Here is a 13,950-nt window from a genome sequence, read left to right on the forward strand (position 1 = left end):
TGCCGCCTTCCGCTTCGCCCTCCTCCCCACTGCGCTCCGGCAGTTCCCCGGTCACCGATTCCGCCACCGTCGCCTGCACCTTCACCCCTTCACCGTCGCCGCCGCGCAGCCGTGTTCCGCGCCTCGCGTGCCGCGTCCGGCTCCGCCATGGCCTGCTCCGGCCCCGGCCCACCCGCGGTCCACCGGATGTCCGCACAACCCGAAAGGTCAGTCACCATGCCCGACAAGCTCCAGATCCCGCTGGTCCACCGGCCGAACGCGTCCTGCGCCGCGAAGGCGGCCCGGGCCGAGCGCGACCGCCACCAGCTGATCGCGGTGCAGGCGTGAGCCGTACCGGCCTGGCCGTCGAGGTCCGCCGGGTCACCATCGACGACCCGCTGGTCGAGCCGCTGCTGCGCGAACTCACCCACGAGTACGTCAGCCGGTACGGAGCGGACGCCCACCAGGAGATGACCCGCTACCCGAAGGACGCCTTCGCGGAGCCGGCCGGCGTCCTGCTGCTCCTGCTGGAGGACGGCGAGCCGGTGGCGGGGGGCGCGTACAAGCGGTACGACCAGCGGACCGCCGAGCTGAAGCGGATGTGGACGCACTCCGCACACCGCCGCCGGGGCCTGGCCCGCAGGGTCCTGACGGAGCTGGAACGGGCCGCCGAGGCGGCCGGCTACACCCGTATTTACCTCACCACCGGGCCACGCCAGCCGGAGGCCAAGGGCCTCTACCTGGCGACCGGCTACACCCCGCTCTTCGACGTCACGGCCGACCCGCTGACCATCGGCCCGCTGCCGTTCGAGAAGCACCTGCCCGGCCGCACCGTCCGAACCCCCGAAAGGCACCGACTCCCGTGAGAACCACCATCGTCCGCCGCCTGTACGCGGCCACCGCCCTGCTGCCGGTCCTGGCGCTGGCCGCGTGCGGCTCGGACCCGAAGATCGCCGCCCGGCCGGGTGGCGGCGGCGAGGCGCTCGCCGCCGCCACGCAGGACATCGTCTCCGGGATCGCCAGGTCGGACGCCGCCGCCGCACTGCTGCCGGAGGACGTCCGCACCTCCGGCACGGTGAAGTTCGGGTCCTCGTTCGGCACCCCGCCCGGCGCGTTCTACGCCGACCAGGCCACCAAGAAGGCGGCCGGGATCGACATCGACTTCACCGACGCGGTGGCCAGGGTGCTCGGCCTGACCGTGCAGCGCGAGGAGGCCGCGTTCGAGACCATCCTGCCCGCCCTCGGCAGCGGCAAGTTCGACGTCGGCACCGGCAACTTCGGCGTCACCACGGCCCGGCTGAAGACCATCGACTTCGTCACCTACATCGACGACGGCCAGGGCTTCGCGGTCAAGAAGGACAACACCACCATTCAGCCGGTCACCGACCTGCTCCAGCTCTGCGGCCTGACCATCGGCACCGGTGCCGGCACCACCTTCGAGACCACGCTCAACAGCAGGAAGAACGTCTGCACCGACGCGGGCAGGAAGCCGTACGAGGTGAAGGCGTTCAGTGACACCGGCGCCGCGCTGACCAGCCTCCAGCAGGGCCGGGTGGACATCTCGATGTCCACCATCAACGGCCTGCGCTACCAGGCCGCGCAGGAGGCGTCCGGGACGAGGTTCCTCGGTGAGTTCCACCGTCTGGACGTCGGCTTCGCCTTCAAGAAGGGCTCCACGCTCACCCCCGCGTTCCAGGCGGCCGTCAACCAGCTGATCAAGGACGGGACGTACGAGCGGATCCTCGCGAAGTGGGGAGTCGCCGACTCGGCCATCAAGGAGTCCCTGATCAGCCCGCCCGAGCACGCGTGATCCCCTGTCCGGGCTTCGGGCCCCCCTGCGTCAGGTCTCCTGGAGGAATCCCACCATGACCGTCACCACCGCGACCGGCCCCCTGGTCAAACCGGCGGCCAGACCGGCCGCCGCCCTCGACCTGGGTGAGCTGGCCGGGCTCCGGACCGTCCCCGCCCGGCACCCCTGGCGCTGGGCGGCCGGCCTCGCCGCGCTCGTCGTCCTGGCCCAGTTCGCCCACGGGCTGGCCACCAACCCGGGCTGGGACTGGGCCACCTTCCGGCTCTTCTTCTCCGCCGACACCATCCTGCGGGCCGTCGGCCGCACCCTCGAACTCACCTTCTACGGCACCGTGCTGGGCTTTCTGCTGGGCGCCGTGGTGGCCGCGATGCGGCTGTCCCGCAGCGCGGTCCTGCAGTCCATCGCCTGGGCCTACGTCTGGGCGTTCCGGTCCATCCCGCTCATCGTCCAGCTGGTCTTCTGGTTCAACCTGTCCTATCTCTACAAGCGGTTCGGCGTCGGCATCCCGTTCGGCCCGACCTTCGCGGACTTCGAGACGGTCGGCGTGCTCGGCGCGATCGGCGCCGCCGTGCTCGGCCTCGGCCTGCACCAGGCCGCGTTCGCCGCCGAGATCATCCGCGGCGGCATCATCTCCGTCGACGCCGGCCAGCGCGAGGCCGCCGCCGCGCTCGGCGTCCCGCGCTGGCGCCAGGCCTGGCGGATCGTGCTCCCCCAGGCGATGCGCGGCATCCTGCCGGCCGCCGCCAACGAGGTGATCTCGCTCTTCAAGGGCACCTCGGTGGTCTATGTGATGGCCATCGGCGAGCTCTTCTACCAGGTGCAGGTCGTCTACGGCCGCACCGGCCGGGTGGTGCCGCTGCTGATGGTCGCCACCGTCTGGTACGTGCTGCTGACCACCGTGCTGTCGATCGGCCAGTACTACGTCGAGCGCTACTTCGCCCGGGGCGCCGAGCGCACCCCGCCGCCCACCCCGCTGCGGCGGGCCCTGGCCTTCGTCCGGGGCCTCCGGACCGGCCGCGGTCCCGCTCGTACCGCCGCTCGTACCGCCGCTCGTACCGCTGCCCGTACCGCTGCCCGTACCGCTGCCCGTGCCCCCGCCGACAAGGCCCCCGGAGGACGCTCATGACCACGCTCGCCGCCGAACCCATGGTGCAGGTCAGGGGCCTGCACAAGAGCTTCGGGCAGCTCGCCGTGCTGCGCGGCGTCGACCTCGACGTCCCGGCCGGCTCGGTGACGGTGGTGCTCGGTCCGTCCGGCTCCGGCAAGTCCACCCTGCTGCGCGCGATCAACCACCTGGAGAAGCTGGACAGGGGCTTCGTCGCCATCGACGGCGAGCTGATCGGCTACCGCCGGTCCGGCGACCGGCTGCACGAGCTCAAGGAGCGCGAGGTGCTGCGCCAGCGCACCAACATCGGCTTCGTCTTCCAGAACTTCAACCTGTTCCCGCACCTCACCGTGGTGGAGAACATCATCGAGGCGCCGGTCAGCGCGCTGCGCCGACGGAAGGCCGAGGCCCGGACGGCCGCGCTGGACCTGCTCGGCCGGGTCGGCCTCGCGGACAAGGCGGACGCCTACCCCCGGCAGCTCTCCGGCGGGCAGCAGCAGCGGGTGGCGATCGCCCGCGCGCTGGCCCTGGAACCCAAGGTGCTGCTCTTCGACGAGCCCACCTCGGCGCTCGACCCGGAGCTGGTCGGTGAGGTGCTGGACGTCATCAGGGGCCTGGCCGGGAGCGGCACCACGATGATCGTGGTCACCCATGAGATCGGCTTCGCCCGCGAGGTCGCCGACACCGTCGTCTTCATGGACGGCGGCGTGGTGGTCGAGCAGGGCCCGCCGGGTGCCGTCCTGGACGACCCGCAGCACGAGCGCACCCGCGCCTTCCTCGCCAAGGTCCTCTGACCCCGGCTCGTGCCGTCCCCGAAACCCCTTCACCCGTCAAGGAGTTCCGCCATGTCCCTGCCCCGCCGTGCCCTCGTGACCGCCGTCGCGGCCGCCGCCGCCCTCACCCTGGCCGCCTGCGGCGGCTCCTCGGACGCCACGGCGGAACTCGCGCCCGCCAAGGGCAGCACCGCGCCCAACGGCATCACGGTCAATCTGACGCCCAATCAGAACCGCGTCACCACACCGAAGGTCGACGCCATCGCGGCACTGGTCCCGGAGGAGATCAGAAAGAGAGGGACGCTGACGGTCGTCGACTCGCTCGGCACCACGCCGCCGCTGGACTTCTACGCCAACGACGACAGGACCATCATCGGCGTCGAGCCGGACATCGCCTCCCTGATCGCCAACGTCCTCGGCCTGAAGGCGGAGTTCAACCCGGTCTCCTGGGAGAACATCTTCGTCGGCCTGGACAGCGGCAAGTACGACGTCGGCTTCTCCAACATCACCGTCACCGAGGCCCGCAAGGAGAAGTACGACTTCGCCACCTACCGGCTGGACATCCTCGGCTTCGAGGCCAGGAAGGGCAGCGGCTGGAAGATCACCGGGCCCAAGGACATCGCCGGCCGGACCATCGCCGTCTCCTCCGGCACCAACCAGGAGAAGCTGCTGGTCTCCTGGAACGAGGAGAACGTGAAGAACGGCCTCAAGCCGGCCGACATCAAGTACTACCAGAACTCCTCCGACTACTACCTCGCGCTCTCCTCCGGCCGGATCGACATCTACGTCGGCCCCAACCCCAGCGCCTCGTTCCACGCCGTCCAGACCGGCGAGACCGAGATCATCGGCACCTACTCGGGCGGCGGCGCCAATGTGGTCGGCAAGATCGCGGCGACCACCAGGAAGGACAACGGGCTGGTCAAGGCGGTCAACGAGGCGCTGAACGAGGTCATCGGGAACGGCAGCTACGGCCAGGTGCTCAAGCGCTGGGGCCTGGACAACGAGGCCGTCCCGACCTCCGAACTGAACCCGGAGGGCCTGCCCAAGCCGAAGCCGTGAGCCGTTCACCCCGATGTCTTCCCCCACCGCTATGGTGGCCCCGGTCGCGGTGAACACCGTTCGGATCCATCGGACTTGGCGGACTGGGGGAAGGCATGAGGGCGGGGGAGGTGCTGGACGGCCGCTACCGGCTGGACCGGGAGCTCGGCCGGGGCGGATTCGGCGTGGTCTGGGCGGCCCACGACACCAGACTCGGCCGTCCGGTCGCGGTCAAGGTCCTCTCCGAGGAGAACGCGAGCGACCAGGAGGCGGTCGACCGCTTCATCCTGGAGGCCAGGACCGTCGGCAGCCTTTCCAACCCGCACATCGTCACCCTGCACGACTACGGCCGGGTGCAGGACGGCGCCTGGTCCACCCACTACCTGGTGATGGAGCTGGTCCGCGGCCGGCCGCTGTCCGCCGTGCTCAAGGAGGGCATCCCCGACCCGGCGCTCTCGCTGCGCTGGATCCGCCAGGTCTGCAAGGCCCTGGACGCCGCGCACCGCTCGGGCGTGGTGCACCGGGACATCAAGCCCGAGAACATCATGATCTCCGAGGCCGGCGAGGCCAAGGTGCTGGACTTCGGCATCGCCCGGCTGCTCAGCCAGTCCGTCGGCCTCACCTCCACCGGCAACGTCATCGGCACCGTGCCCTACCTGGCGCCCGAGTGCTGGGCCGGCGCCCCGCTCGACGGCCGGGCCGACCTCTACGCGCTCGGCATCGTGCTCTTCCAGCTCTGCACCGGCCGGCGCCCGTTCAACGCCGGGACGGCCGCCGCGATGATGTACCAGCACCTGAACGACGTCCCGCCGCCGGTCCGCACCACCGACCCGGCGCTGGCCGCCCTGGTGCGCCAGTTGCTCGCCAAGGACCCGGCCGACCGGCCCGCCGACGCCGCCGAGGTCCGGCGCCGGCTGCGGGACGTCCGGCCCGGCCTGCTCGGACCGGACGACCCCAGCCCCGAACAGCTGCGCCGCCGGGCCGACCAGGCCTGGCAGCGCGGCGCGGACGGCGCCCCGGAGGAGGCCGTCCGGATGCTGGAGGCGCTGATCCCCGACCTCGCCCGGATCTGCGGCCCCACCGACCTGCGCACCCTGCGGACCTGCCACGACCTGGCCCTCTGGCAGGCCCGCGGCGGCAGTCCCGGCGCCGCCGTCGCCCTGCTGCGCGAACTGGTCCCGGCGCTGGCCGGCGAGCCGGACGCCCGCGCCGACGCCCTGCGCGACCTGGACCACTGGCAGCGCGAACGGGACCGTGTCGGCCGGGGGGAGGCGCGCCCGGGGGAGACGCGGCCGGGGGAGGCGCGGCCGCTACCGCTCCAGCGGCTGCTCGGCGGCGGCCCGCAGGGCGGCTGACGCACCGGCCGTGATCGGGTCGCCGTGCCCGAACACCGCCGTCTCCACCGGCAGCCCCGCCAGGCGGCGGAGGGAGCCGGCGGCCCGTACCGGATCGGTGTTGAACACCCCGCACATGGTCCGGCCCCCGGGATTGGCCACCGCGTCCCCGGTGAACAGCACACCGGGGCCGGGCAGGTGGAGCGCGATGCTGCCGTCGGTGTGCCCCGGCACGTGCACCACCACCGCGCCGCCGCCGAAGCCGAGCACGTCCCCGTCCACCACCTCCCGGTGCACCGCGCACGGCGGGGCCGACGGCAGCGGCGGCAGGCCGTCCCGGATCTCCTGCTCGAAGAGGCTCAGCACCGGCAGTACCGGCGGCCGCTCGCCCCGGATCACCGGCGCCTCCAGCCGGTGCGCCACCACCTCGGCGCCCCAGCGCCCGGCCAGCTCGGCGGCGGAGCCGGTGTGGTCCTCGTGGTGGTGCGTCAGCACGATGGTGCGCAGCGCCGACGGGTCCGCCCCGAGCGAGCGGATCGCCTCCTCGACGGCCGCCGCCGATCCGGCGACACCGGTGTCGACCAGGGTCAGCCCGTCCTCGTCCCGCCAGAGGTAGGCCGTCCCGAACTCCAGGGTGATCATGGACAACTCGGGTCGTACGCGGGTGATCTCCATGTCCCGATCCTGTGTGCCGGGCTCCCCGCCCACAACGGCTGTTCGCCCTGGGCGTGCGGCTGTTCGCCGGGGGCGGACGGGGGCGGAGGGCGGAGCCGCCTGGTTCGCGGGCGGGTGCCTTGACATGCCTCGCAGGCAAGAGGCCGGGGCCGGTGTGCGGCCACTCCGACGAGCTGCGGCAGGACGGCTCCACCGTCCGGATGATCTTCCCGGTGCTGGAACTGGTCCGGTACGCCGGCCAGTTCATGGTGCTGGAGCCGGGCGACGTGATCGTCACCGGCACCCCGGCCGGCGTCACCCCGGGCCGCCCGGGCACCCCGCTCCTGGCGCCGGGGAACGTGGTCGAGATCGAGATCGACGGGCTCGGCCGCCGGCGCCAGGTGCTCGGCAAGGCCTGAGCACCCCGCCCGGTACCCGGTCCCGGGGGGCGGGGCTACCGGGTGAGCACGGCCTGGAGCCGTTCGGTCCGTGAATCGGCCGGGTCCTCCAGCGCCAGCACGCCGGCCAGCACCTCCGCCGACTGCGGATCGCGCAGCGCCGTCGCCGCGGCCATCGCCACGAACTGGTCCACCAGCCAGTCCCGCAGCTCGGCCACCGGCAGCGTGCGGCCCTCGTCCAGCCAGCTCAGCGACGCGCCCTCGACCACCGAGATCCACGAGCGCACCAGCAGCGTCAGCCGGGGCCCGGCCTCCCGCACCCCGAGGTGGCGCAGCGTCCGCCGGAGCGCCGCCCGCCGTACGTCGTCGACGATCGCCGAGGTCCGCGCCGTCTCCACCACCGAACCGCCCCGCAGCAGCGCCGAGTACCCGGCGTCGTGCTCGGCCACGAAGGTGAAGTAGCTGTCCAGCACGGCCGACAGCTGCTCGGTCGGGGTCCCGGCCGGCGGCACGGTGAACCGGCTGGTCAGTTCCTCCGCCGCGCTGCGCAGCGCGGCCTCGTACAACTGCTGCTTGCCGCCCGCGAAGTAGCGGTACACCAGCGGCCGCGACGCCCCCGCCGCCTCCGCGACATCGTCCAGGCTGACCTCCTCCGGCGGCCGTGAGGCGAACAGCTCCAGGGCCACCGAGATCAGCTGCTCCCGCCGCTGCTGCACCGGCAGCCTCCGGTACCCGCTACGACGCGGGCGGCCGTCGGAAACGGGCGGCGAGGGCGCTGGGCTGGCTTCCATGGCGGCCAGCGTAATGGGCCCCGCTCCGATCCGTTCCCGGCCTGCACCCCACTTCCGGAACGAACACCGCCGCCACCCTCGCCTGCCCCGTACAGGAAGTCGGCCCCACCGACTTCCTGTGCGGGGCTGTCCCTTCGTCAGCAGACGGCTTCGCCGGACGTGCCCTTGCCCGCGACCTCGTTCAGGAAGGTGACATCGAACGACGCGAGGTGCTGGGCCCGTTCCTCCAGGAACCGGCGGACGTGAGGCTGCCGTTCGTGCTGCTCGAACGCCTCGCGATCCGCGTACAGCTCGTAGAAGACCCGGACGTTCGGCTCGTCCGGCACGGTGTGGCAGGCGTAGACGAGAGTGCCGGGCTCCAGCGCGCGGATCGCCTCCAGGGTCTCCGCGGTCAGCTCGTCGAAGGCGCGAGCCGCTGCCGCGTCACGAGCGGTGAAACGCACGACAAGACCAAACCTCATGGCCACAGCTCCTTCATCGGACCTGCCTCAGTGTCGCCTGGCCTTGGCCCGTCAGCCTTTCCGGGCTGCTCCTTCAGGCCACACGATCTCGACGGGCAGTCCGGCGGCGCGGGCTGCGGCGACGGTGTCCGCAGTACCGCCACGGGCGGCGCTGGGTCGGCCGTCCCAGACGGCTACCAGCAGGTCTGCGCGGCGAAGGAGTTCGTGGTTGGCGGCCTCGTAAGCGGCGCGGTTGGCTTCGGGGAAGGGCATCACAGTGACTTCGGTGGCCGCGTGGCGGAGTTGGTCGAACTGCTCGGCGAACTCGGGTTTCACCTTGGCGGTGCGGTAGTCGGCGGAGGGGATGACGGCCACGAGCCGTCCTCGGCGGGCGAGGACGGCTTCGGCGAACAGGGAGTCGGCGCCCTTGGCGAGGCAGGAAACGCCGGTGAGCTGACCATCGGTGTGTCGGCCGAGCAGTTCCAGAAGCGCGTCGCGGACCAGCTGGGTGCTCTCCTCGGTCAGGTCCATGTGCCCAGTCACTGAGATGACGGTCATGCCGTTCCCCTTCGGTCAGTTCGCCAGCAGCTCGCGGATGCTATCGCGAGCGTCTCGGACAGCAGCGTTGTTCGAGCGCCCCACGGTGTACTGATAGAGGGCACCCAGCCGCGTCCGGACACGGGTGGACTGCGTTCGTGAGGCTGCCCTGACCGCCAATTCTGTTTCTTCAACGGCGTTGGTGAGGTCACCTGCCAGGAATCGTGTTTCGGCGAGCCCAATCCGGTCGAGTGCATGTGAGCGGCCGGCCTCGGCCCCGCGTTCTGTTAGCGCGGTCCGGATGTAGTCGGCTGCCGGGTCGGCATGGGTGTGCGGGTTGAGCCGTGCGAGATCCAGCAGCCGCCCCCCGATCACCCCGTAAATCTCAGCACGGTCGAAGTAGGCGATCCAGTGTGCTTCCTCGCTGGCCAGCCCGGCAGCGTCGAGCTCTTCCTGTGCTTGGTCAGTTGCTCGCCAGAAAGCGGGGACTCGGCCCATTGCTGCATACGCCCATGCTTCGCGTGTGCGCAGCATCGCGCGAACACGTGGCCCGTTGGTGCTCCGGCTCCCTTCCTGGGCGAGCCGGACAAGTTCGAGCGCGTCGTTCGGGCGGTCGCCGTAGAGCATTTGCCGGGCCATTCCAGCGAGTACGTTTGCCCCGAACGGCCAATCCCCGCCTGCGTGGGCCGCACGAAGAGCTAGACCGTAGTAGTCCTGCGCCCGCCGTTGCTGGCCAGAGTCCCATGCCATGGTCGCGGCAGTACCAGCGAGCTGCGCCATGATGCAGTAGAGCCGTTTTTCAATCTCCGGTGTTTGACGGTCTTCGAGGGCCGATGCCGTCTCGTTCAGTTGTCCCATCACGGCTTTGCAGCGCAGACCACCGCCGAACTGGTGGTCCCATTGCCGGAAAGCGATGGCTGCGTGTTCGAGTTGGGTGACCTCGTGCTTACCAAGTTTCCCTGGCCGGCGGTGGTTCTCCACTCGGGCTGGTTGAGCGAGCCAACCTTCCAAGGGGTCCAAGAGTGTCGTGCCGGTAACGGCGGCGGCAGCGATGACCTTGGCTGCGGTGCGTCTGTCCATAGCGAGATCGGTTCTGGTGAGATGGGTCGCGAGATCGGCAGTTACTGTCGGCTGCCACGGGAAGTCGCAGGAAGTTTGTGCGGTGGGCGGAGTCTCCGGGGCTGCGGTGAAAGATTCCTCCCAGGGGCGTGCGGCCAATCCCAGTAGATGGCCGGGAATGGCCAGGCCGTCGGAAATTCGCACAATTACTTCATATGAAGTGACCTTCTGGTTGCCAGACATGATCAAGGAGATCTTGCCTGGGGTGAGCTGGCAGGCGGCGCCGATCCTGTTTTGGGAGAGGCCGCCGTACTTCTTGATCAGTGTGAAGGCGCTGGCGAAGTCGTGTTCTGCGAGTGCCAGGCGGAGGTCTTCGCGCGCAAGGATCTCAACAGAAATCAAAGGCTGAGGTGTGGAGTGGGGGCCTGTCATCGTGGCGCAGCCTCCAGTGGGGAGCATAGCCGGTGCTGGATCAGCATATCTACGTTGAGGTCGGCGTATTACCGCCTCGGTAACACTCGGCGGCCTTATCGCCGATCGGGCCGTACGAGAATCTGGATTCCTCTCGGGGAGGCCCGGGAGATCCGATCAGAGGCGAGGGCGATTTATGATGATCAGTCCGCTCAACACTGCGAGATTCCCGGTGCCGCGTGAGTGGGGGGTCGAGCCGTGTGTCGATGCGGTGCCGGGGGCTCGGCGGCTGGTGGTGGAGATCGCGCGGGCCTGGCAGGTGCCGTTCTCGGACGGGGCGTTGCGGGACGTGGAGTTGTGCGCCGGGGAAGTGATCGCCAACGCCGTGGAGCACACGGGGGTCCGGTGCCGGGTGCTGGTCCGGTGGACCGGGGAGCGGTTGCGGGTGGAGGTGGCCGATGTGAGTCGGCTGCCACCGGACCCGTCGGGGACGCACGATCCGATCACGGGCGGCCGGGGGCTGCTGCTGGTCGAGGCGCTGGCGCAGGCCTGGGGGTGGCTCCCGACCGCGCGCGGCAAGCTCGTGTGGTTCGAGTGCGCGGCGGACAGGCCGGCCGGGGAGGCGGTCTGATGGAATCGCGACTTGACCGCGCCACGGCCGACCGCCGACGCGAGGCCGCTGACGCGCTCGACGACCTCCTCGCCGTCCTCACCCTCGCCGATACACGGCTGCCCACCGTCGAAGTCGACTGGCGCCACGGCAGGTTGACCGGCACCTACCTCATTCGCATGGGCTCCGCCTCGCCCGATGTGATCAACCGGGTCGTCGAACTCCTGCGGAAGGGGCTGCGTCATGAGCGGGAAGCCGAAGCCCGGCAGGGCTGAACCGATGACGACCATGCTTGTCGTCGCGTTCGCCGCCGCGGCATGAGTCCGGCTCAGGCCGCTCGTGTCCGCTGTGCCCTGGCGGACGCGGGCCGGGGGCTGGCGCTGCTCGTGCGGGGGCAACACGCGAGCCGAGGGTGCCGGGCGGTGGTGGGGGAGGCGCCCACTATGGGGGGAAATGCCCGAACCGTCGACGAGGAAGCCCGGCCGGATGCCAGAGACGTCCACGCGTGCGAGCCTCGTCCGCCGGGTGCCGCGGGCGGTCGGGGGGTGGATCGGGTCGGCGCCGGGGACGTACCTCTGGCTGCTGGTGCTGGCGGCCACCAGCTTCGTCGTGGCGCGGATGAACCCGGCCAGGCTGCACTGGTTCCTGGCGGCCCGGTCCACCAATCTGGACCAGTTGCGCTCGCACCCGGTGCACGCGCTGATCGCCAGCGCGATCTGGACGGAGCAGGCGAGCTTCCTCTCCTACTTCGTCCTCTTCACCCTCTTCCACGCCAACGCCGAACGCTGGCTGGGCACCTGGCGCTGGTTCACGGTCGCCGCGACCGCGCACGTCGGGGCCACCTTCGTCAGCGAGGGGATAGTCGCCTGGGGCATCACCAGCGGCCGGCTGCACGACAGCCTCGCCCGCACCGTGGACGTCGGCGTCTCGTACGCGCTGGCCGGGGTGGCCGCGGTGCTCACCTACCGGTTCGCCGGCCGCCTGCGGTGGCTGTACGGGGGCGGGGTGGTGGTCTTCTACCTGGTGCCGCTGATCACGTCGCACACCTTCACGGATCTCGGACACTTCTGCGCGGTGCTGATCGGCCTCTGTTTCCGGCCCTTCGCGCGCGGACGGCCCACCTGGGATCCGGGCCTGCTCCGGCAGTGGTGGCGGGCCCGGCGGTCCGGCGCCTGAACCGGGCCGGTCGAGGCGGCGCGTAAGGGACTTGCAATCGGCCCGGGCCGCGAAATGATGTCCGAATGGTTGAAGAACTGATCAGCTCCGACGGCACCACCCCACGCCGTATCGCCGATGCCTACGTCCAGGCCCTTGCCGTGCTCGACCCGCTGACGGCGGTGTACCTGGGCCTCCACCCCGATGACGACCGGCTGCCCGACCTCTCCCCGGCCGGTGACGAGGCGGTCGCCGAACTGGGCCGCCACACCCTTGCCCGGCTCGCCGAGGCCGAGCAGGCCGGCGCCGCCGAGGACGAGGCCGAGCGCCGCTGTGCCCGGCTGCTGCGCGAGCGGCTCACCGCCGAACTGGCCGTCCACGACGCGGGCGAGAACTTCCGTGCGGTCCGCAACATGGGCTCGCCGGTGCACAACGTGCGCGAGGTCTTCACCCTGATGGCCACCGACACGGAGCAGCAGTGGGAGGTGCTCGGCCGCCGGCTGGCCCGGGTGCCCGTCGCGCTGGCGCAGTACCGCGAGACCCTGACCGAGGGCATCGGGCGCGGCCTGCTCTCCGGCCCCCGCCAGGTCACCACCGTGGTGGGGCAGATCGGCGAGTGGCTGGAGGGGGAGCAGCCCGGCGGCTGGTTCGGCGAGCTCGTCCAGGACGCCCCGGAGGGCCTGCGCGCGGGCCTGTCCGAGCACGCGGTGGCCGCGGCCGGGGCGCTGGCCGAACTGCGCGACTGGCTGCGCGACGTCTACGGCCCGGCCGCCGCCGACGCCCCCGACACCACCGGCCGTGAGCGCTACGGCCGCTTCGTCCGCTACTGGACCGGCGCCGACCTGGACCTGGACGAGGCGTACGGCTGGGCCTGGCAGGAGTTCCACGACCTGCTGGCGCAGATGCGGGTGGAGGCCGAGAAGGTGCGGCCCGGCGCCACCCCGATGGAGGCGATGAAGTGGCTGGAGAGCGACGGCCCGGCCATCCAGGGCGCCGAGCCCGCCCGTGAGTACCTCCAGGGCCTGATGGACCAGGCGATCGCCGACCTCCAGGGCACCCACTTCGACCTGGCCGAGCCGATCACCCGGGTCGAGTCGATGATCGCCCCGTCCGGCAGCGCCGCCGCGCCGTACTACACCGCGCCCTCGCTGGACTTCACCCGCCCCGGGCGGACCTGGCTGCCGACCATCGGCCGGGAGGCGTTCCCGGTCTGGGACCTGGTCTCGACCTGGTACCACGAGGGCGTTCCCGGCCACCACCTCCAGCTGGCGCAGTGGAACTACGTCGCGGACCGGCTCTCCACCTACCAGGTCAGCATCGGCGGGGTGAGCGCCAACCTGGAGGGCTGGGCGCTCTACGCCGAGCGCCTGATGGACGAGCTGGGCTACCTCACCGACCCCGGCCACCGGCTCGGCTACCTCAACGCCCAGATGATGCGGGCGCTGCGGGTGATCGTGGACATCGGCATGCACGTCGGCCTGGACTTCCCCGCGGACTCCCCGTACCGGCCGGGCGAGCCCGTCCTGCCGGACGCCGCCCGGGAGTTCTTCGGCCTGTACTGCGGGCTGTCCACGGACTTCCTGGACAGTGAGCTGGTCCGCTACCTGGGCATGCCGGGCCAGGCGATCGGCTACAAGCTGGGCGAGCGCGCCTGGCTGCGCGGCCGGGCGGCGGCGCAGGCGGCGCACGAGGCGCGGGGCGAGGTGTTCGACCTCAAGGCCTGGCACATGGCCGCGCTGTCGCAGGGCTCGCTGGGCCTGGACGACCTGGTCGCGGAGCTGACCGCGCTGTAGGCACCGGTTCCGGCCGGAGGCGCCCGGGCCCCGGCGGTCACACCTGATGACCGCGGGGCCCGT

General features: G+C 71.3%; 15 protein-coding genes and 1 pseudogene. 11 read left to right on the forward strand and 5 right to left on the reverse strand.

Translation table 11 applies throughout. The features are described 5' to 3' along the window. Positions 1–323 precede the first annotated feature (323 nt). The 6 genes from ACIQIB_RS15450 to ACIQIB_RS15475 all read left to right on the forward strand — a co-directional run bounded on the left by ACIQIB_RS15450 (position 324) and on the right by ACIQIB_RS15475 (position 6,060). Complete coding sequence (locus ACIQIB_RS15450) at positions 324–845, forward strand: GNAT family N-acetyltransferase (protein ID WP_363604749.1); 522 nt, start codon at positions 324–326, stop codon at positions 843–845. After that, complete coding sequence (locus ACIQIB_RS15455; protein ID WP_363604750.1) at positions 842–1,789, forward strand: ABC transporter substrate-binding protein; 948 nt, start codon at positions 842–844, stop codon at positions 1,787–1,789. The genes ACIQIB_RS15450 and ACIQIB_RS15455 overlap by 4 nt, the downstream gene beginning before the upstream one ends. Positions 1,790–1,844: 55 nt before the next feature. Next, positions 1,845–2,915: an amino acid ABC transporter permease gene (locus ACIQIB_RS15460; RefSeq protein WP_400758358.1), complete on the forward strand. Its 1,071-nt coding sequence runs from the start codon at positions 1,845–1,847 to the stop codon at positions 2,913–2,915. Beyond that, the gene (locus ACIQIB_RS15465; RefSeq protein WP_400758361.1) at positions 2,912–3,688 is read left to right on the forward strand and encodes an amino acid ABC transporter ATP-binding protein; all 777 of its coding nucleotides are present in this window, start codon (positions 2,912–2,914) and stop codon (positions 3,686–3,688) included. Before ACIQIB_RS15460 ends, ACIQIB_RS15465 begins: the two co-directional genes overlap by 4 nt. A gap of 51 nt (positions 3,689–3,739) precedes the next feature. After that, on the forward strand, positions 3,740–4,726 hold the full coding sequence (locus tag ACIQIB_RS15470) for an ABC transporter substrate-binding protein (RefSeq protein WP_363604755.1): 987 nt from the start codon (positions 3,740–3,742) through the stop codon (positions 4,724–4,726). Between the two features lie 95 nt (positions 4,727–4,821). Beyond that, positions 4,822–6,060 carry a serine/threonine-protein kinase gene (locus ACIQIB_RS15475; RefSeq protein WP_363604756.1) on the forward strand — a complete coding sequence of 413 codons (1,239 nt, stop codon included), beginning with the start codon at positions 4,822–4,824 and terminating at the stop codon, positions 6,058–6,060. On the opposite strand, the gene ACIQIB_RS15480 is transcribed toward ACIQIB_RS15475, so the two are convergent. Then, entirely contained in the window at positions 6,016–6,714 is a 699-nt protein-coding gene (locus ACIQIB_RS15480; protein ID WP_400758363.1) for an MBL fold metallo-hydrolase, read from the reverse strand. The two genes, ACIQIB_RS15475 and ACIQIB_RS15480, sit on opposite strands and share 45 nt — an antisense overlap. A 170-nt stretch (positions 6,715–6,884) precedes the next feature. Between ACIQIB_RS15480 and ACIQIB_RS15485 the strand changes: the two are divergent. Then, positions 6,885–7,112 (forward strand): annotated as a pseudogene (locus tag ACIQIB_RS15485) (fumarylacetoacetate hydrolase family protein); the annotation flags it as partial. A 35-nt stretch (positions 7,113–7,147) separates the two neighbouring features. Here ACIQIB_RS15485 and ACIQIB_RS15490 read toward each other — a convergent pair. From ACIQIB_RS15490 to ACIQIB_RS15505, 4 genes are all read right to left on the reverse strand, one after another. Beyond that, positions 7,148–7,882 carry a TetR/AcrR family transcriptional regulator gene (locus tag ACIQIB_RS15490; protein ID WP_400758365.1) on the reverse strand — a complete coding sequence of 245 codons (735 nt, stop codon included), beginning with the start codon at positions 7,880–7,882 and terminating at the stop codon, positions 7,148–7,150. A 137-nt stretch (positions 7,883–8,019) separates the two neighbouring features. Beyond that, positions 8,020–8,343, reverse strand: a complete 324-nt coding sequence (locus ACIQIB_RS15495; RefSeq protein ID WP_363604765.1) for an antibiotic biosynthesis monooxygenase — start codon at positions 8,341–8,343, stop codon at positions 8,020–8,022. A 51-nt stretch (positions 8,344–8,394) separates the two neighbouring features. Beyond that, on the reverse strand, positions 8,395–8,880 hold the full coding sequence (locus tag ACIQIB_RS15500) for a hypothetical protein (protein ID WP_363604767.1): 486 nt from the start codon (positions 8,878–8,880) through the stop codon (positions 8,395–8,397). A gap of 15 nt (positions 8,881–8,895) precedes the next feature. After that, complete coding sequence (locus ACIQIB_RS15505) at positions 8,896–10,320, reverse strand: hypothetical protein (RefSeq protein WP_400758368.1); 1,425 nt, start codon at positions 10,318–10,320, stop codon at positions 8,896–8,898. Between the two features lie 208 nt (positions 10,321–10,528). On the opposite strand from ACIQIB_RS15505, the gene ACIQIB_RS15510 reads away from it, so the two are divergent. From ACIQIB_RS15510 to ACIQIB_RS15525, 4 genes are all read left to right on the forward strand, one after another. Then, positions 10,529–10,960: an ATP-binding protein gene (locus ACIQIB_RS15510; protein ID WP_400758483.1), complete on the forward strand. Its 432-nt coding sequence runs from the start codon at positions 10,529–10,531 to the stop codon at positions 10,958–10,960. Beyond that, positions 10,960–11,214, forward strand: coding sequence for a hypothetical protein (locus tag ACIQIB_RS15515; protein ID WP_363604772.1), 255 nt, complete (start codon positions 10,960–10,962; stop codon positions 11,212–11,214). Before ACIQIB_RS15510 ends, ACIQIB_RS15515 begins: the two co-directional genes overlap by 1 nt. A 211-nt stretch (positions 11,215–11,425) precedes the next feature. After that, positions 11,426–12,115 carry a rhomboid-like protein gene (locus tag ACIQIB_RS15520; protein WP_400758370.1) on the forward strand — a complete coding sequence of 230 codons (690 nt, stop codon included), beginning with the start codon at positions 11,426–11,428 and terminating at the stop codon, positions 12,113–12,115. A gap of 65 nt (positions 12,116–12,180) precedes the next feature. Then, positions 12,181–13,887 (forward strand): DUF885 domain-containing protein, encoded by a 1,707-nt coding sequence (locus ACIQIB_RS15525; RefSeq protein WP_400758372.1) that lies wholly within the window; start codon positions 12,181–12,183, stop codon positions 13,885–13,887. Positions 13,888–13,950 lie beyond the last annotated feature (63 nt).

Origin of the sequence: Kitasatospora sp. NPDC092286 (assembly GCF_044755565.1) — a bacterium.
Classification (GTDB): Bacteria; Actinomycetota; Actinomycetes; order Streptomycetales; family Streptomycetaceae; genus Kitasatospora.

Bases quoted from the DNA above. Each gene is read 5' to 3' on its own strand.
- ACIQIB_RS15460 (WP_400758358.1), top strand. From the start codon at position 1,845: ATGACCGTCACCACCGCGACCGGCCCCCTGGTCAAACCGGCGGCCAGA.
- ACIQIB_RS15465 (WP_400758361.1), top strand. From the start codon at position 2,912: ATGACCACGCTCGCCGCCGAACCCATGGTGCAGGTCAGGGGCCTGCAC.
- ACIQIB_RS15470 (WP_363604755.1), top strand. From the start codon at position 3,740: ATGTCCCTGCCCCGCCGTGCCCTCGTGACCGCCGTCGCGGCCGCCGCC.
- ACIQIB_RS15475 (WP_363604756.1), top strand. From the start codon at position 4,822: ATGAGGGCGGGGGAGGTGCTGGACGGCCGCTACCGGCTGGACCGGGAG.
- ACIQIB_RS15480 (WP_400758363.1), bottom strand. From the start codon at position 6,714: ATGGAGATCACCCGCGTACGACCCGAGTTGTCCATGATCACCCTGGAG.
- ACIQIB_RS15490 (WP_400758365.1), bottom strand. From the start codon at position 7,882: ATGGAAGCCAGCCCAGCGCCCTCGCCGCCCGTTTCCGACGGCCGCCCG.
- ACIQIB_RS15495 (WP_363604765.1), bottom strand. From the start codon at position 8,343: ATGAGGTTTGGTCTTGTCGTGCGTTTCACCGCTCGTGACGCGGCAGCG.
- ACIQIB_RS15500 (WP_363604767.1), bottom strand. From the start codon at position 8,880: ATGACCGTCATCTCAGTGACTGGGCACATGGACCTGACCGAGGAGAGC.
- ACIQIB_RS15510 (WP_400758483.1), top strand. From the start codon at position 10,529: ATGATCAGTCCGCTCAACACTGCGAGATTCCCGGTGCCGCGTGAGTGG.
- ACIQIB_RS15515 (WP_363604772.1), top strand. From the start codon at position 10,960: ATGGAATCGCGACTTGACCGCGCCACGGCCGACCGCCGACGCGAGGCC.
- ACIQIB_RS15520 (WP_400758370.1), top strand. From the start codon at position 11,426: ATGCCAGAGACGTCCACGCGTGCGAGCCTCGTCCGCCGGGTGCCGCGG.
- ACIQIB_RS15525 (WP_400758372.1), top strand. From the start codon at position 12,181: ATGGTTGAAGAACTGATCAGCTCCGACGGCACCACCCCACGCCGTATC.